Annotated in this window: 11 protein-coding genes and 3 tRNA genes; 8 read left to right on the top strand and 6 right to left on the bottom strand. The window is 63.4% G+C overall.

Annotated features, from left to right (window positions below; translation table 11 throughout):
- Positions 1 to 2: 2 nt before the first annotated feature.
- The 5 genes from serA to ilvD all read right to left on the bottom strand — a co-directional run bounded on the left by serA (position 3) and on the right by ilvD (position 7,437).
- The gene (gene serA / locus KNN17_RS03280; protein ID WP_241707471.1) at positions 3 to 1,598 is read right to left on the bottom strand and encodes a phosphoglycerate dehydrogenase; all 1,596 of its coding nucleotides are present in this window, start codon (positions 1,596 to 1,598) and stop codon (positions 3 to 5) included.
- 184 nt (positions 1,599 to 1,782) lie between these two features.
- On the bottom strand, positions 1,783 to 2,808 hold the full coding sequence (ilvC, locus tag KNN17_RS03275; protein ID WP_078108575.1) for a ketol-acid reductoisomerase: 1,026 nt from the start codon (positions 2,806 to 2,808) through the stop codon (positions 1,783 to 1,785).
- An 82-nt stretch (positions 2,809 to 2,890) separates the two neighbouring features.
- The gene (gene ilvN, locus KNN17_RS03270) at positions 2,891 to 3,403 is read right to left on the bottom strand and encodes an acetolactate synthase small subunit (protein ID WP_028264679.1); all 513 of its coding nucleotides are present in this window, start codon (positions 3,401 to 3,403) and stop codon (positions 2,891 to 2,893) included.
- Between the two features lie 2 nt (positions 3,404 to 3,405).
- On the bottom strand, positions 3,406 to 5,307 hold the full coding sequence (locus tag KNN17_RS03265; protein ID WP_241707470.1) for an acetolactate synthase large subunit: 1,902 nt from the start codon (positions 5,305 to 5,307) through the stop codon (positions 3,406 to 3,408).
- Positions 5,308 to 5,715: 408 nt separating this feature from the next.
- The gene (ilvD, locus tag KNN17_RS03260; protein ID WP_241707469.1) at positions 5,716 to 7,437 is read right to left on the bottom strand and encodes a dihydroxy-acid dehydratase; all 1,722 of its coding nucleotides are present in this window, start codon (positions 7,435 to 7,437) and stop codon (positions 5,716 to 5,718) included.
- 288 nt (positions 7,438 to 7,725) lie between these two features.
- Here ilvD and KNN17_RS03255 point away from each other — a divergent pair, with 288 nt between their 5' ends.
- The 3 genes from KNN17_RS03255 (at position 7,726) to KNN17_RS03245 (ending at position 9,164) form a co-directional block, all read left to right on the top strand.
- Positions 7,726 to 8,790 carry a sunset domain-containing protein gene (locus KNN17_RS03255; protein WP_241707468.1) on the top strand — a complete coding sequence of 355 codons (1,065 nt, stop codon included), beginning with the start codon at positions 7,726 to 7,728 and terminating at the stop codon, positions 8,788 to 8,790.
- A 152-nt stretch (positions 8,791 to 8,942) separates the two neighbouring features.
- A tRNA-Lys gene (locus KNN17_RS03250) sits at positions 8,943 to 9,018 on the top strand.
- A gap of 70 nt (positions 9,019 to 9,088) precedes the next feature.
- Positions 9,089 to 9,164, top strand: a tRNA-Lys gene (locus tag KNN17_RS03245).
- A gap of 89 nt (positions 9,165 to 9,253) precedes the next feature.
- Here the strand turns inward: KNN17_RS03245 and KNN17_RS03240 are convergent.
- Positions 9,254 to 9,742 carry a MarR family winged helix-turn-helix transcriptional regulator gene (locus KNN17_RS03240; protein ID WP_241707467.1) on the bottom strand — a complete coding sequence of 163 codons (489 nt, stop codon included), beginning with the start codon at positions 9,740 to 9,742 and terminating at the stop codon, positions 9,254 to 9,256.
- Positions 9,743 to 9,854: 112 nt separating this feature from the next.
- Here KNN17_RS03240 and bcp point away from each other — a divergent pair, with 112 nt between their 5' ends.
- From bcp to KNN17_RS03215, 5 genes are all read left to right on the top strand, one after another.
- Positions 9,855 to 10,328, top strand: a complete 474-nt coding sequence (gene bcp, locus KNN17_RS03235) for a thioredoxin-dependent thiol peroxidase (RefSeq protein WP_241707466.1) — start codon at positions 9,855 to 9,857, stop codon at positions 10,326 to 10,328.
- Positions 10,329 to 10,455: 127 nt separating this feature from the next.
- Positions 10,456 to 10,537, top strand: a tRNA-Leu gene (locus KNN17_RS03230).
- A 133-nt stretch (positions 10,538 to 10,670) separates the two neighbouring features.
- Positions 10,671 to 12,338 (top strand): ABC transporter substrate-binding protein, encoded by a 1,668-nt coding sequence (locus tag KNN17_RS03225; RefSeq protein ID WP_241707465.1) that lies wholly within the window; start codon positions 10,671 to 10,673, stop codon positions 12,336 to 12,338.
- A 79-nt stretch (positions 12,339 to 12,417) separates the two neighbouring features.
- Positions 12,418 to 13,923 carry a malate:quinone oxidoreductase gene (locus KNN17_RS03220; protein WP_078108570.1) on the top strand — a complete coding sequence of 502 codons (1,506 nt, stop codon included), beginning with the start codon at positions 12,418 to 12,420 and terminating at the stop codon, positions 13,921 to 13,923.
- A gap of 64 nt (positions 13,924 to 13,987) precedes the next feature.
- Complete coding sequence (locus KNN17_RS03215; protein ID WP_241707464.1) at positions 13,988 to 17,209, top strand: efflux RND transporter permease subunit; 3,222 nt, start codon at positions 13,988 to 13,990, stop codon at positions 17,207 to 17,209.
- Positions 17,210 to 17,265 lie beyond the last annotated feature (56 nt).

The raw sequence follows: 17,265 nt of genomic DNA, 5'->3' as shown, positions 1-17,265 counted from the left end.
TGCTAGTCTTCCAGATCCACTTCGCGGACCATGTCCGCGCCGATGCCGGCCTTGATGGCTTCAAGGACCTGCTGCGGCACGGAAGTGTCAATAGTGAGCAGCGCCAGAACCTGGCCGCCTTCGCTCTGGCGGGCCACCTGCATGCCGCCGATGTTGATGTTGTTCATGCCCAGGATGTGGCCGATGGTGCCGATGACACCCGGACGGTCCGCGTAGGAAACAACCACCAAGTGCTCGCTGATCGGGATTTCGACATCGTAGCCGTTGACGCCCACGAGCTTCTGGACCTGCTTGGGCCCGGTGAGCGTCCCGGCCACGGAGATCTGGGAGCCGTCGCTCAGTGCCCCGCGGATGGTCAGGACGTTGCGGTAGTCCTCGGCTTCCGGCGTCGTGATCAGGCGGGTGTTGATGCCGCGCTGCTCGGCGATGACGGGTGCGTTGACGTAGGAGACCTGCTCGGTCACGACGTCGGCGAAAACGCCCTTGAGCGCTGCCAGCTCGAGGACCTTCACGTCGAGGCTGGAGATTTCGCCCGCGACCTCGACATCGATCTGCGTCAGGGATGCGTGGGTCAGGGCCGTGAAGATCCGGCCGAGCTTCTCGATCAGGGGGATTCCGGGGCGGACGTCGGAGGCAATCACGCCCCCGGCGACGTTGACGGCATCCGGAACGAGTTCGCCGGCGAGGGCGAGGCGCACTGACTTTGCCACGGAAACGCCGGCCTTTTCCTGGGCTTCGTCCGTCGAGGCGCCCAGGTGGGGCGTCACGATGACGTTGTCCATGCCGAAGAACGGCAGGTCGGTGCTCGGCTCCTTGACGAAGACGTCGACGCCTGCGCCGGCGATCTGGCCGTCTTCCAAAGCCTCATGAAGGGCTTCTTCGTCGATCAGGCCGCCACGGGCTACGTTGACCACATACGCCGTTTCCTTCATCTTCTTGAAGGCATCTGCGCCCAGCATGCCCACTGTTTCCGGGGTCTTGGGCATGTGGATGGTGATGAAGTCCGACTTCTCCAGAAGCTCATCCAGGGTGACGAGCTTGACGCCGAGCTGGGCGGCGCGGGCGGAGGTGATGTACGGGTCGTAGGCGAGAATCTCAGTCTCGAAGCCCTGCAGGCGGGCGGCCACGAGCGCGCCGATGCGTCCGAGGCCGATGATGCCGATCTTCTTCTCGAAAAGTTCGATGCCCGTGTACTTGGAGCGCTTCCACTCGCCGCCCTTCAGTGCGGAGCTGGCCTGCGGGATGTGGCGGGCAAGGCTGAGGATGTGGCCGACCGTGAGTTCAGCGGCGGACACAATGTTCGACGTCGGGGCGTTGACCACCATGACGCCGGCCTGGGTGGCGGCCTTGATGTCCACGTTGTCCAGGCCCACTCCGGCACGAGCGATGATCTTGAGGTTCTTGGCTGCGGCAATTGCCTCGGCATCCACCTGGGTGGCTGAACGCACGAGGATGGCGTCGACGTCGACGATTGCGGAGAGCAGCTGGGAGCGGTCCGCACCGTCGGTTTGACGGATTTCGAAGTCCGGACCAAGGGCTTCGATCGTGGCGGGCGAAAGTTCCTCAGCGAGGAGTACTACTGGCTTGGTGCTAGTCACCGGTGACCTCTTTAGCTCTCTTTTTCAGGTGGGGTTTTGGTGAAACGATTCTTTGACGACGAAGGCCGGACCCGGTATACCGGGTCCGGCCTCCATGCCGGGCGGCTTCATTTCGAGCCTATCCCGAACGGCGTTCTGTGTTGAATTGCTACGGCTCTTGCCGCTGCTTCAACGGTTCCCTTGACTAGCGGGCTGCAGAGCCTTCGACGTAGTCCTCGTCCTGCTGCTGCCAGGAGAACAGGGACCGCAGCTCGCGGCCGACGCCCTCGATCGGGTGTTGCTCTGCCTTGGCACGCAGTTCCTTGAACTCGACTGCACCGTTGTCCTGGTCGTCGATGAAACGCTTGGCGAAGGCACCGGACTGGATGTCGGCGAGGACGCCGGCCATGTTTTCCTTGACGCGGGGGTCGATGACGCGCGGGCCGGAGACGTAGTCGCCGTATTCTGCGGTGTCGGAAACGCTCCAGCGCTGCTTGGCGATGCCGCCCTCCCACATGAGGTCGACGATGAGCTTGAGCTCGTGAAGAACCTCGAAGTAGGCGATCTGCGGCTGGTAGCCGGCTTCGGTCAGGGTCTCGAAGCCGTACTGGATCAGCTGGGAGACGCCGCCGCACAGGACAGCCTGCTCGCCGAAGAGGTCGGTTTCGGTCTCTTCGGTGAAGGTGGTCTTGATGACACCGGCGCGGGTGCCGCCGATTGCCTTCGCGTAGGACTTGGCCAGCTCCCAGGCGGAACCGGAAGCATCCTGCTCGACGGCGATGATGTCCGGGATACCGCGGCCGGCTTCGAACTCGCGACGCACGGTGTGGCCGGGAGCCTTCGGGGCGATCAGGATGACGTCAACACCCTCGGGCGCCTCGATGTAGCCGAAGCGGATGTTGAAGCCGTGGGCGAACGCAAGGGCCTTGCCGGCCGTCAGCTTGTCCTTGATGGAGTCGTTGTAGATCGCGCGCTGGTGCTGGTCCGGCGCCAGGATCATGATGACGTCGGCCCATTCGGCGGCGTCGGCAACATTCTTCACCGTGAAGCCTGCGTCCTCGGCCTTGGCGATCGACTTCGAGCCTTCCTTGAGCGCGATGACAACCTCGACGCCGGAGTCGCGCAGGTTCAGCGCGTGGGCGTGGCCCTGGGAACCGTAGCCGACAATGGCAACCTTGCGACCCTGGATGATCGACAGGTCTGCGTCGTCGTCGTAGAACATTTCAGTCACTTGCGTAACTCCTCTTGAGTGGTTTTGTAGATATTGTCTGTGGTTCGGTATCGGGCTGCTGCGTTGTGCCTGGGACAGTGTCCTAAGCGGAGCGCAAAGCCCTGTCACTCATGGAGCGGGATCCCCGCCCAACGGCCAAGGTGCCGGACTGCACTATTTCGCGGATGCCGAACGGCTCGAGCACTGAGAGCAGCGCTGCGAGCTTTTCCGGGGTACCGGTTGCCTCAATGACCACCGAGTCTGTGGAAACGTCAACCACTGAGGCACGGAACAAGTCTGCAGCTTGGGTGACCTGCAGGCGTGTCGCGGCATCCGCACGTACCTTGACCAGGATGTGGTCACGTTGCACGGAAGATTCTGAAGTCAGCTCGACGATCTTGATCACGTTGATCAGTTTGTTGAGCTGTTTGGTGACCTGCTCGATGAGGTCGCCATCGGCGTCGACGACGACGGTCATCCGGGAAATCCCGGAGACCTCGGTGGGACCGACGGCCAGGGAGTTGATGTTGAAGGCGCGCCGGGCGAACAGGCTGGCCACGCGGGTCAGCACGCCGGGCTTGTCTTCGACCAGAACGGACAGTGTGTGGCGGCTCATGGCTAGTCCTCCTCTTCCCATTCCGGGGTCATGTTGCGGGCAACCTGGATCTGGTCGTTCGAGACTCCGGAGGGGACCATCGGCCACACCATGGAGTTCGGGCTGACCACGAAGTCGATGACCACGGGACGGTCATTGATTTCCAAGGCCTTCTGGATGGTGGCGTCGATGTCCTCGTCCCGTTCGCAGCGGAACGCGGCACAGCCGTAGGCGTCTGCCAGCTTGACGAAGTCCGGGATGCGGACGGTGTCGTGGCCGGTGTTCAGGTCGGTGTTGGAGTAGCGGCCTTCGTAGAAGAGGGTCTGCCACTGGCGCACCATGCCCAGCGAGGAGTTGTTGATGATGGCAACCTTGATGGGGATTTTGTTGATGGCGCAGGTGGCCAGTTCCTGGTTCGTCATTTGGAAGCAGCCGTCGCCGTCGATCGCCCACACCACGCGGTCGGGTTCGCCGACCTTGGCGCCCATGGCTGCCGGCACGGCATAACCCATGGTGCCGGCACCGCCGGAGTTCAGCCAGGCATGGGGACGCTCGTACTTGATGAATTGGGCAGCCCACATCTGGTGCTGGCCAACGCCCGCGACATAGATTCCTTCCGGACCAGTGAGCGCACCGATGCGTTCGATGACCCGCTGGGGGGCGCTGAGTCCGTCATCCGGTTCGGTCCAACCCAGGGGGTAGGTATCGCGGAGATTGTTGAGGAAGGCCCACCAGCCGCCGAGGTCCGGGGTGCCGGACAGTTCGAAAGCGGTACGGACAGCCTCGCTCAGTTCCGGAATGATCTCCTTGACGGAGCCCACGATCGGAACGTCGGCCGTACGGTTCTTGGAGATCTCCGCGGGGTCGATGTCAGCGTGGATGATCTTTGCGTGCGGAGCGAACGTGCTGAGGACACCCGTCACGCGGTCATCGAAGCGCGCACCAAGGGTGATCAACAAATCAGACTGCTGCAGCGCGGTTACCGCAGAAACCGTGCCGTGCATGCCGGGCATCCCGACGTGCTGGGGGTGGGAATCCGGGAACGCGCCGCGGGCCATGAGGGTAGTCACCACTGGAGCGCCGGTGAGTTCCGCGAGCTCACGAAGTTCGGCCGATGCGTGGGCCTTGACCACACCGCCGCCGACATACAGGACGGGCTTGTTTGCCGCAGCGATCAGCCGGGCAGCCTCGCGCACCTGCTTGTTGTGGCCGCGGACCACCGGACGATAGCCCGGCAAATCGATCTTGGGCGGCCAGGAGAAGGTCATGGTGCCCTGCTGGGCGTTCTTGGCGATGTCCACCAATACGGGACCGGGACGCCCGGTGCTCGCAAGGTAGAAAGCCTCGGCCATGACATGCGGAATGTCGTTGGGATCCGTCACCAGGAAGGAATGCTTGGTGATCGGCATGGTGATGCCGACGATGTCCGCTTCCTGGAAGGCATCGGTGCCGATGACGGAAGCCGATACCTGGCCGGTAATGGCAACGAGGGGCACGGAGTCCATGTGGGCATCCATGATGGCGGTAACGAGGTTGGTGGCGCCGGGGCCAGAGGTGGCGATGCAGACGCCAACCCGTCCGGTAACCATGGCGTAGCCTTGCGCTGCGTGGCCGGCTCCCTGTTCGTGACGGACCAGGACGTGATTCATCTTGGAGGCCATCAAGGGGTCATAGGTGGGGAGGATCGCGCCACCGGGCAAACCAAAAATATCGTCGACGCCGAGTTCTTCGAGCGAGCGGACAATAGCTTCCGAGCCGGTCATCACCGTTGGGGGTACAACGTTGTTCGGCCCGAGTACAGGAGAGGGAGTTGCAGCAGTGTCGACGACGGCGTCAGCCGGACGGTCGACCTTTTCCGGAGCCTTGGGGGCTCCAGCGGACTTTGCAGCCATCAGCGAGGGGCTGATCGGCGATCCTTTGCTCATCGGACTCTTCCTTTGGGGATCTTCAATTAGTGAAAGTTACTGCGGGTACTGCGTTCATGCGGGTTCTTGCTCAAATGCGCCGTCCCCTGCGGGAAATAAAAAAACCCCTCAGCCTTGCGGCTCTTCGAGGGGTTGCGCGTGACGGTTCGTTACCAGTCGGGCTAGGAGGCCACGCGCTTGGTAAGTACGACAGTGCCCACGGTGGCGCCGACAGTAACGAATGCGATCATGCGTTCAGTGTTCCCTCTTAGTGAGATAGGTGTCAAACGATAATGACGCCATCTCACTATATGGACGCCGTTGTCCACGGATTGGTCCTACCCCGGCTGCCCAACTAACTCGCAGTTGTTGTCGTTATGAGGCGTCAAAACGACAACAACTGCGAGTCAGTTGGGCCGGAACCCGGAACTAGCCGCAATAAGCACCCGTGGAGGCGCTGTGCACCAGCTTGGCGTACTTGGCGAGGACGCCCTTGGTGAACTTGGCCGGGAGGGGCTCCCAACCGATCTTGCGGGACTCGAGTTCGGCTTCGTCCACCAGGAGGTCGAACGAGCGGGCGGCGATGTCCACGCGGATCTTGTCGCCGTCCTTGACGAAGGCGATGGGTCCGCCGTCGACGGCTTCGGGCGCGACGTGGCCGATGCAGAGGCCGGTGGTACCGCCCGAGAAGCGGCCGTCGGTCAGCAGGAGCACGTCCTTGCCGAGGCCCGCGCCCTTGATGGCGCCGGTGATGGCGAGCATCTCACGCATGCCCGGGCCGCCCTTGGGTCCTTCGTAACGGATCACGACGACGTCTCCGGCCTTGATCTCGCCCTTGTCCAAAGCGTCGAGCGCACCCTGCTCGCGTTCGAACACGCGGGCGGATCCTTCGAAGACATCGGCGTCGAAGCCGGCACTCTTCACGACGGCACCTTCCGGAGCCATGGAGCCGTGCAGGATGGTGATGCCGCCGGTCTTGTGGATCGGGTTGTCCAGGGCGCGCAGGATCTTGCCGTCGAGGTCAGGCGGGTTGATGGACTCCAGGTTCTCGGCGAGGGTCTTGCCGGTGACCGTCAGGCAGTCGCCGTGCAGCAGGCCGGCGTCGAGCAGCGCCTTCATGATGACAGGCACTCCGCCGATCTTGTCGACGTCGGTCATGACGTAGCGGCCGAACGGCTTGAGGTCGCCCAGGTGCGGGATCTTGTCGCCGATGCGGTTGAAGTCGTCCAGGGTCAGCTCGACCTCGGCCTCGCGGGCGATTGCGAGCAAGTGCAGGACGGCGTTGGTGGAACCACCGAAGGCCATGGTGACCGCGATGGCGTTCTCGAACGCCTTCTTGGTCATGATGTCCCGGGCGGTGATGCCGAGGCGGAGCAGGTTGACCACTGCCTCGCCGGACTTGCGGGCAAAGTCATCACGACGGCGGTCTGCCGAGGGCGGGGCGGCCGAGCCCGGCAGGGACATGCCGAGGGCCTCGCCGATGCACGCCATGGTGTTGGCCGTGTACATACCGCCACAGGCGCCTTCACCAGGACAGATCGCGCGTTCGATGCGGTCGAGGTCTCCGCGGCTCATCTTGCCCGCAGCGCACGCACCCACGGCTTCGAAGGCGTCAATGAGGGTGACTTCCTTCTCCGAACCGTCCTCGAGCTTGACCCAACCCGGCATGATGGAACCGGCGTAAAGGAAGACGCTGGCGAGATCCAGGCGCGCGGCTGCCATGAGCATGCCCGGGAGGGATTTGTCACAGCCGGCCAGCAATACGGAGCCGTCGATGCGCTCGGCCTGCATGACCGTTTCAACGGAGTCGGCAATGACTTCACGGGAAACAAGGGAGAAGTGCATGCCCTCGTGGCCCATCGAAATGCCGTCCGAAACGGAAATGGTGCCGAACTGCATGGGGAATCCGCCGCCGGCGTGGACGCCTTCCTTGGCGCCCTGGGCGAGTCGGTTGAGCGAGAGGTTGCACGGCGTAATTTCGTTCCACGAGCTCGCGACGCCGATCTGGGGCTTGGCGAAGTCGTCGTCGCCCATCCCTACGGCCCGGAACATGCCTCGCGCGGGGGCGGCATGGATGCCGTCCGTTACGACCCGGCTGCGTGGCTTGATGTCCGGCTGGTTGTCTGTCGCAATGGGGGTGTGGTCACTCATGGGCATGAGTCTATGACTCCTGAGCTGCGGCGAACGAACACGCTTGGCGGGTTAAGGCGAATTTGTCCCTATTTCGTGCAATATTTCATTCAAATAATGGACGCTCGTCTCAATATGTGAGACGAACATTTTATGGTCATCTGCAATTCCGTCCATCTGGATCGCAGGAGCCCGGAAGGCAGGGATTCGATTGACCTATGTGGATTCACTAATCTAGACAGCCCCGCGACACGGACGTAACGTCAAATCACGACACACCTGCGCCACTCGAACAGAAGGGCTCCTCCCATGGATTGGTTGATCTGGGTCATTGTCATTGTGTTGATCGTCGCAATTGTTTGGTGGCTCTTGAGCCGAAATAGCTCGAAGTCATCCGCCGGCGCCGCGGCCTCGTCCTCTCCATCCGCTACCGCCGCATCGCCACAAATGGACGTCGCTTCCGCCGCGTTGACAGGCTCCGCCCCGTTGGTGGCCACCACCGCGGCTGCCGATCCAGACCCGGCCGCATCACGAACGGCCGCATCACGAACGGCCGCACCCGAACACGAACCGGAGCAGGAACCGACTACCGAAGCGGGCGACGTCGACGACTGGGAGCGACTGGCCCCGCTTCCCGAAACCGGAGCGGCGGCCCCGGAAGAGTCCCCCGCGGCCGAAACCCCGGTGGAGGAACCCGCAATCGAGGAGCCCACGCTCTCGGAACCCGTACTGTCCGAGGCCGCGGTGTCCGAAGCCGCCGAGCCTCCCGGCGCCGAGCCGGAACTTGAAGGGGGCGTGACGGCCGACGACGTCGCAGTAGCCGACGCCGGACCTTCCGTTCCGGCCGACGCCGGCGCTCCGGCGTCGGCGGCCACGGAGCCAACCACTCCCGAACAGTCGGCCGACAGCGCAGAGTGGGAAGCCACCTGGAGCGAAGGCGGCGCCCCGGCCACCCCCGCGCCGATCCACCACCGCGAGTACACCGACGCCCACGCACCGACGCTTCCCGGGGCCGAATCCGCTGCGGCGGAGGCAGTCGACGCTGCCGCAGAAGGCACACGGGACGACCGGGCCGGAACCCCCGAGGCCGCCTCGGCCACTGCTGAGCCGAGGGCCCAGGCCCCGGACTCGACGGGCGCGTCGCCTTTGGGCGGGCATCTCGCCGCCGATCAGCCATACGGTGAAGGGTCGGCTGCGGCGGGCGCTGACGGGAGCGGCCCCGATGGCTACACCGTCAAAGGCAATGCGGACACCATGACCTATCACGATGAAGACAGCCCGTCCTATGACGAGGTCAAAGCCGAGGTCTGGTTCGTTTCGAGCGCCCACGCGGAGGCAGCAGGCTTCCGGCCGCCCCGCAGGAACCGTCGCTGAGAGCCTCAAGGAGCTAAAGAGACGCCTCCCAGGCAGAGCCGCGAGGGAGGCGCTGGTCGATTTCACACTTCGGCAAGTGTCGTGTAGAGTTACATGTCGTTGCGGAGATCAACGAGGGAAGAAAAGCCCTCCGCGGATCGAAATCGACAAATGCACCTCTAGCTCAATTGGCAGAGCAATTGACTCTTAATCAATGGGTTCCGGGTTCAAGTCCCGGGGGGTGCACCAAAGGGAAGGGCCCTTGAGCGGCAACAGCCGCTCAAGGGTTATTTCTTTGCGTTGTGAGCAACAAACAATTGCACCTCTAGCTCAATTGGCAGAGCAATTGACTCTTAATCAATGGGTTCCGGGTTCAAGTCCCGGGGGGTGCACCAAAGGGAAGATCCCTGGATGGCTGAATGGCCGTCCAGGGATCTTTTTGTTTTTCGGCCAGGTTCGCTTCGCGGACCAGGGCTTCGCAGGCCTAGTTGGAAGCCTCGCTCGCCGCCGCGCCTGAATCCACTGCGGCAACAATGTCGTTGACAATTGCCGAAGAATGATTGCTCGCCAATTCGCGTACCAGCGCCTGCAGTTCCCGCCGCAGCTTGGCCGTGTCCACGGGAACCGGTGCAAGAACTTCGCGTTCCAACTGCGTGGCGAGGCCGAGGGTGCGCTCCCCCGCCTCGGTCAGGCTGACCACCTGGCTACGGCGGTCGGACACGCTGCGTGCGCGGCTGACGTGCCCGTGGGCCTCCAGCCTCGTGAGCGTCTTCCCCATCGTCTGCGCCTGAACCCGGACGATCTGGGCGAGCATCGACTGGGTGGTCGGTCCGTTGACGGCAAGTACTTCCATGACAATGACCCCGGCATGGGTCAGATCCATACCGCGCAGTTTCTCGTTCCAGGCATGCTCCACGAGGCGCGCGGCCGTTGAGAGCAGGCGCCCAGTGGGCCACCTTTCCATATCAGGCATAAAGGCCAGTATATAGACCGCCCGGCGAAGATCCGGCCGGGGGTAGTTCAATTCGTGAAGCGCCCGGCCCGTCACTAAGCTTGGTGGTCGCGGACGCGAGCAAGGAGCACACATGGCTGAAAGACTCATTCCAGGGGACACCGCCCCGGATTTCACCCTCAAGGACCACACGGGGCGCGAGGTCAGCCTGGCCTCGCACCGCGGCCGCAGTACGGTGATCTATTTCTACCCCGCGGCGTCAACTCCTGCATGCGCCAAGCAGGCCTGCGACTTCCGCGATTCCCTCGCCAGCCTTCAGGCCGCCGGTTACGACGTCCTTGGAATCTCCCCGGACACCGTGAAGGACCTGGAAAAGTTTGTGGCCGAAGAAGCGCTGACCTTTCCCCTGCTTTCCGATGAAGGGCACAGGGTCGCTGACGCCTATGCCGCTTGGGGCGAAAAGAAGAACTATGGGCGCACGTACCAAGGGCTGATCCGCTCCACCATCGTGGTGAATCCCGACGGCAAGGTGGCGGCGGCCCAGTACAACGTGCGGGCCACGGGCCACGTGGCCAAGCTCCGGAGGGACCTCAAAATCGACAAGTAGCCGCCACCCTGCGGCACAGAATCGCGGCCGCCACGATTGAATCGGCCGACGCGAAACCGCGGGTACAATGGAGGCCGGTATATGACCGGAGCGGAAGCCCCGACTCCCGGTCCGGGTACCAACACCAGCGCGAGTGGTGAAATTGGCAGACACGCAGGATTTAGGTTCCTGTGCCTTCGGGCGTGGGGGTTCAAGTCCCCCCTTGCGCACTTTCAGGAAGTGCCCCGGTCCTCGGCCGGGGCACTTCCGCTTTCCAGCCGGGACTCAGGGCCCTGAACTAGACTGGACTGCGGTCCGGCTGCCGCGGGCCCCAGCCCGTCCAACTGCCTTGAGGGGACAAGAGTGGTAAGCAGCAAGCTTCGCCGAATCACGCTACAAATCGGCGCAGGCCTTCTGGCCGTTGCCTTGTCCTCGTGCACGGTAAGTCCTGGACCAGCACCGTCAACCTCGGCCGCGGGCGGCGCTTCGGCAGAGCCAAGCAAGACCTTCAACTTCGGTACCCCGTCGATGCCCCTTGGACTCGACCCCGCACTGACGAACGACTCCGAGTCGTATCGCATCACGCGGCAAGTCATGGAAGGCCTGGTGGGGGTCGATGCTTCCACCGGCCAACCAACACCCCTGCTTGCCACCTCCTGGTCACAAGGGAATGACGGACTCAGCTACGACTTCACGTTGCGGTCGAAGGTCACCTTCCAGGATGGAACCGCCTTTGACGCCGCCGCCGTCTGCAGCAACTTCAACCGTTGGTTCAACTTTCCGGCAACGCTGCGTCAGCAGGCACCGGGCATCGCATTCAAGAGCGTCTTCAAGTCCTTCTCGGACGACGCTTCGCTTTCCCTCTTCAAGAACTGCAAGGTCGTCTCCCCCGGCCACGTCCAAATCAACCTGACCAAGCCCTTCACGGGCTTCCTGCAGGCCTTGACGCTGCCGGCGTTCGCCATGTCCTCCCCGAAGGCCTTGGCCGACGAGACCGCCAACGTCCTGGACAAGAAACTGTCAGGACAGCCGGCGTCGGCCTACGCCTCGCACCCTGTGGGCACCGGCCCTTACGTTTTCTCCTCGTGGAGCCAAGACCGGATCACGCTCAAGAGCTACAAGGGCTACTGGGGCGACCGCGGAGAGATTGCCACGGTCAACTTCATTCCGTTCGACTACCCGCAGGCCCGGCTCCAGGCCCTGCTCGCGGGAACCATCGATGGATACGACCTCGTCACCGCCGGCACCTTCGACCAACTCGTCAAGAAGGGCATGCAAATTGTCCAACGGGACCCGTTCTCCGTCATGTACCTGGGGATGAACGAGTCCGTGGCGCCCCTCCAGAACCTCGGGGTGCGCCAGGCAATCGAGATGGCCATCGACAAAGACACCCTCATCCACAAGTTCTTCATCGACAACACCTCACCGGCGTCCCAGTTCGTTCCCCCCAAGCTGAGCGGCTTCAACAACAACGCACCGTCCCTGGGATACGACCCGGACAAGGCCAAGCAGTTGCTCGCCAAGTCCGGCTACAAAGGCGAGGAACTCAAGTTCTACTACCCGCTCAATGTCACGCGCGCCTACCTTCCCACTCCGGAGAAGATCTATGCGGAGATCAGCGCCGAGCTCACCGCCATCGGACTGAACATCAAGCCGGTACCCGTGAACTGGGATGACGGCTACCTCCAGAAGGTTCAATCCCCCGGCGACCACGCGCTCCACTTGCTCGGTTGGAACGGCGCCTACTCGGACCCGGACAATTTCGTGGGCACCCTCTTCGGAGAGAGCAACGGCGAGTTCGGCTACAGCGATCCACAGGTGTTCTCGAAGATCGACCGGGCCCGGGGACTCCCCGAAGGCGCTGACCGCAACTCGCAGTACCAGACCATCAATGCCCAGATCGCGGCGACCGTCCCGGCAGTGCCCATCGCATTCCCCATCTCGGCCTTGGCCCTCTCCGACCGCGTGGAGAAGTACCCGGCATCGCCTGTCTTAAACGAAGTTTTTACAAACGTTCGCCTGAAGTCTTGACGTCCCGCCGCAATTTCAGTTATGTGCCCACGCGGGGATATTCTGTGACAGCCAGTGCCGCCGCTATCGGAGATAGATCGTGACCTTCATTTCCAAGACACACCACGCTGACGTCGTCCTTATTGGGGGCGGGATCATGAGCGCAACCCTGGGTGCGTTCATCAAGCAACTCGAACCCAGCTGGACCATCTCCCTCTTTGAGCGACTCGACGAAGCCGGCCTGGAAAGCTCCGGACCGTGGAACAACGCGGGAACCGGGCACGCAGCGCTCTGTGAGCTTAATTACTCACCAGCAGCGAAAGACGGGTCCGTTGACCCGTCCAAGGCCCTCCACATCAACGAGCAATTCCAGCTCTCCCGGCAGTTCTGGTCCCACCTCGTGGACAACAAATTGATCGGCTCGCCCAAGGGCTTCATCAACACGGTTCCGCACATGAGCTTCGTCATCGGCGACAAGCACGCAGACTTCCTCAAGACGCGCTATGAAGCACTCAAGCCGAACACACTCTTCCGCAGCATGGAATACACGGAAGACCAGGCACAGATCGCCAAGTGGGCTCCGCTGATCGTCAAGGGCCGCGACGCCAAGCAGCGCGTTGCCGCCACCCGCGCCGCGGAAGGCACCGACGTCGACTTCGGCGCCTTGACCCGGGAGCTGACCGGCTACCTCGCCGCCAACGGCGTTGAAGTCAACTATGGCCACGACGTCACCAATGTGAGCAAAGCCTCCGACGGCGGCTGGGACCTTTCGCTCAAGTACCCGGCTTCCGGCGAACACAGCCGGATCCACGCCAAGTTCGTCTTCGTCGGCGCCGGCGGTGGAGCACTCCACCTGCTCCAGGCATCGGGCATCCCGGAAAGCAAGGGCTACGGCGGTTTCCCGGTGTCCGGACAGTTCTTCCGCTGCACTGACGAGGCCATCGCCGGCCAGCACGGCGCCAAGGTCTACGGCCAGGCCTCCGTGGGCGCCCCGCCCATGTCCGTGCCGCACCTTGACACCCGCTACGTTGACGGCAAGCGTTCCCTGCTTTTCGGCCCCTACGCCGGATTCTCCACCAACTTCCTCAAGACGAGCAGCTACCTCGACCTGCCGCTGTCCATCCGCCCCGGCAACATCATCCCGATGCTGGCCGTGGCCAAGGACAACATGGACCTGACTGCGTACCTGATCAAGGAAGTGGCCAAGCGCCACGACGCCAAGGTGGAGTCCCTCCGCGAGTACTACCCCCAGGCCGACGGCGCCAACTGGGAGCTCATCACCGCGGGCCAGCGGGTGCAGATCATCAAGAAAGACTCCAAGAAGGGCGGCGTGCTGCAGTTCGGCACCGAAGTGATCACGGCCCGTGACGGCTCCATCGGAGCACTGCTCGGGGCCTCCCCCGGAGCCTCCACTGCCGTCCCCATCATGATCGAGATGCTCCAGCGGTCCTTCCCGAAGAACTTCAAGGGCTGGCAGTCCAAGCTCAAGGAAATGATGCCGGGCTACGGCGTCAAACTGAACGACAATCCGGAACTTGCGGCCGAGTTGGAAGCGAGCACTGCCCGTTCGCTCCAGCTTGAGCCTGCCGACGCCGTCCAGCACTAGCAGCCGTCCGGGCTGCGGCCGGTTCGAGACAAGAGACAGACCGTAGATCCCAGGAGACAGTGCAATGTTCCGTCTGGCAAGGCTTTCACTGGCGAACAGGGCATTGATCGCGCTGATCACCGTCTTCGCGGCGGTGTTCGGCGTGATCACCATGTCGTCCCTGAAGCAGGAGCTCATTCCCTCGATCGAGTTCCCGCAGATCTCGGTGATCACGTCCATGCCGGGCGCGTCCCCGGAGGTTGTCGACAAGCAACTCAGCCGCCCGCTCGAAACAGCGCTGAACAGCGTCGAGGGCCTCGAGTCGACAACGTCGACGTCACGGAACGGTGTTTCGCAGATCACCATGGTGTTCACGTACGGTTCGAACCTGGACCGGGCACGCAACCAGATCGATCGGGCCATCTCCAATGCGAAACGTGTGCTGCCGGCCGACGTCGAGCCGCAGTCTTTCGCCGGCAGCATCAGCGACTTCCCGATCGTGTACTTGGCCGTGTCTTCGGACAAGCCTCTCAGCGAGTTGAACACGGACCTGCAGCGCTTGAGCGTTCCCCGGCTCCAGAAGCTGGACGGGGTCCGCAGCGCTGACGTGACAGGCGGGGCCACCCAGCACATCCTGATCCAGCCCAAAGCCCCGGCGATGGCCGCCAGCGGCGCCACGGTCCAATCGCTCACGAATGCCCTCAAGAACAACGGAACCCTGGTCCCGGCCGGGACCATCGAGGATCAGGGCAAGACCCTCTCGCTGCAGATCGGGAGCCCGGTGGACTCCCTCGACGTCATCAAGGGCTTGCCCCTCACCGGGGCGAAGGCCGGCACCACCATCGGCGGCGTTGCCGACGTCAGCATCCAGGACGACGCCGCAACATCCATTACCCGGACCAACGGTAAACCGACGCTGGCCCTGTCCATCACGAAGAAGCCCGACGGCGACACCGTCGCCATTTCACACGCCGTCAAGGATTCCATTCCCCAGATGGAAGCCGAGCTCGGCTCCAATGCGCACTTCACGCCGGTGTTCGACCAGGCCCCGTACATCGAGAAATCCATCAAGGACCTCACCACTGAAGGCCTCCTTGGACTTGGCTTCGCAGTCGCAGTCATCCTCGTTTTCCTGATGTCCGTGCGCTCTACGCTCGTGACGGCGGTGTCCATTCCGTTGTCGCTCCTGATCACGTTCATCGGAATATCGGCGACCCATTACTCGCTCAACATCCTCACCCTCGGAGCGTTGACCATCGCGATCGGCCGGGTGGTGGACGATTCGATCGTGGTGATCGAGAACATCAAGCGGCACCTGAGCTACGGCGAACACAAGCTCGCGGCGATCCTCAATTCCATCCGGGAAGTCGCCGGTGCCATCACGGCGTCCACCCTCACCACGGTTGCCGTCTTCCTGCCGATCGCCTTCGTGGGCAACCTGGCAGGCGAACTGTTCCGGCCCTTCGCCCTGACGGTGACCATCGCCCTGTTGTCCTCGTTGCTCGTGTCCCTCACCATCGTTCCGGTGTTGGCTTACTGGTTCCTCAAGTCGCCATCCGCTGCCGCGGCCGTGGACGCCCATGCCGCGGAGAACGCCCGGACAAGGGCGCACGAGGCAGAGCAACGCAGCCGGCTGCAGCGCGGCTATTTGCCCATCCTGTCCACAACCCAGAAGCACCCGGTCATCACAATCGTGGCCGCTGTCCTGGTATTGGGTGGTACTGCGGCCATGTCCCCGTTGCTCGCCACGGACCTGCTCGGCGACTCCGGCCAGAACAGCATGACCGTGCGCCAGGTCCTTCCTGCGGGCACCAGCCTGGAGCAGACCGGCGCCGCCGCTGCGCAGGTGGAATCGGTCCTGCGGGGCATCGATGGCATCAAGGATGTCCAGGTCACGTCGGGCAACGCCCAAACGGGTTTCGCCGCGCTCACCTCAAGCGGGGCTTCCAATTCGACATTCACGGTGGTGACCGACGACAAGGCCGACCAGCAGAAACTGCAGGACACGGTCCGGTCCCGGCTCGCCAGCGCCTCGGCTGCCGGGAAGGTCACTGTCGGCGCACAGCAAGGCGGGCTGGGCACGTCTTCCAGCGTGGACATCACCATCAACGCCGCCAACGCAGCGGATCTCAAAACGGCAAGCGACGCCGTCGCGAAGGCCATGGACGGTGTGCCCGGAAGCGCCGAGGTAGCCACCAACCTGGACGCGAGCCAGTCTGTGGTCCAGGTTAAGGTCGATCGCGCCAAGGCCGTCGCAGCCGGGCTCAACGAAGAACAAGTTGCCGGCGTCCTGGCGTCCACGGTCAGTCCCATCCCCGCAGGAACTGTCCGTATCGACACCACGGACTTCCCGGTACAGATCGGCGAGGGCACGCACTTCAGCAGCATTGCCGATGTCAGCGCCATCAGTCTCCCGACGCCGGCCGGGCCCGTTCCGCTGTCCAGTATCGCGTCGGTGGAGCAGGTGGACACTCCCGTATCCATCACCAGCAGCAACGGCCAGCGCACCGCGAAGGTGACCGTCACGCCGTCGGGCTCCAACCTTGGCTCCGTCAGCACGGCAGTCAGTGACCGGCTGGCCGCCGTGCGGCTGCCGGCAGGCGTCACAGCCACGATCGGTGGCGCCACGACACAGCAGGCGGACTCGTTCAGCCAGCTCGGCCTCGCGCTCCTGGCCGCCGTCGCCATCGTCTATGTCATCATGGTGGCGGCGTTCAAGTCCCTCATCCAGCCCCTCATCCTGTTGGTGTCCGTGCCGTTCGCGGCGACCGGCGCCATCGCGTTGCTCCTCGTCACGGGTGTTCCGCTCGGGCTGCCTTCCCTGATCGGCATGCTGATGCTGGTGGGAATCGTGGTGACCAATGCGATCGTCCTGATCGACCTCATCAACCAGTACCGCAAACCACACGATGGCAGTCCCGGGATGAGCGTGGCGGATGCCATCACCCACGGCGCCAGGCAGCGGCTACGCCCGATCCTCATGACGGCGCTTGCGACCGTATTCGCCCTGACGCCCATGGCTTTGGGCCTCACGGGAGGCGGCGGGTTCATTTCCCGGCCGCTCGCGATCGTCGTGATCGGCGGCCTTGTGTCGTCCACGGCTTTGACGCTCGTCCTTGTTCCCGTCCTCTACAAGCTGGTCGAAGGCCGGCGGGAGAAGAAGGCGCTGCTCAAGGCGCTCACGCAACGCCCCGACGTCGTGAAGGACGGCATCGCCGGCCATGGCGAGGGCGAGCACCTGGACTGGACCACCGGAATGACTCCCAAAGTCACAGGCCGCCGGTCCGCTTCCAGCCCCGCCGAGTAGGGCGGCTCACCGGGAACAAAATGGCGTTGTGCCCTGTTGCAGGCAGTGATACATGC

This window comes from Arthrobacter bambusae (assembly GCF_022606295.1).
Taxonomy (GTDB): Bacteria; Actinomycetota; Actinomycetes; order Actinomycetales; family Micrococcaceae; genus Arthrobacter; species Arthrobacter bambusae_A.
This window is presented reverse-complemented; position numbering and strand designations above follow the sequence as displayed.

Coding starts and splice junctions, on each gene's coding strand:
- ilvN (WP_028264679.1), bottom strand. CDS start 3,403: ATGAGCCGCCACACACTGTCCGTTCTGGTCGAAGACAAGCCCGGCGTG.
- KNN17_RS03265 (WP_241707470.1), bottom strand. CDS start 5,307: ATGAGCAAAGGATCGCCGATCAGCCCCTCGCTGATGGCTGCAAAGTCC.
- ilvD (WP_241707469.1), bottom strand. CDS start 7,437: ATGAGTGACCACACCCCCATTGCGACAGACAACCAGCCGGACATCAAG.
- KNN17_RS03255 (WP_241707468.1), top strand. CDS start 7,726: ATGGATTGGTTGATCTGGGTCATTGTCATTGTGTTGATCGTCGCAATT.
- KNN17_RS03240 (WP_241707467.1), bottom strand. CDS start 9,742: ATGCCTGATATGGAAAGGTGGCCCACTGGGCGCCTGCTCTCAACGGCC.
- bcp (WP_241707466.1), top strand. CDS start 9,855: ATGGCTGAAAGACTCATTCCAGGGGACACCGCCCCGGATTTCACCCTC.
- KNN17_RS03215 (WP_241707464.1), top strand. CDS start 13,988: ATGTTCCGTCTGGCAAGGCTTTCACTGGCGAACAGGGCATTGATCGCG.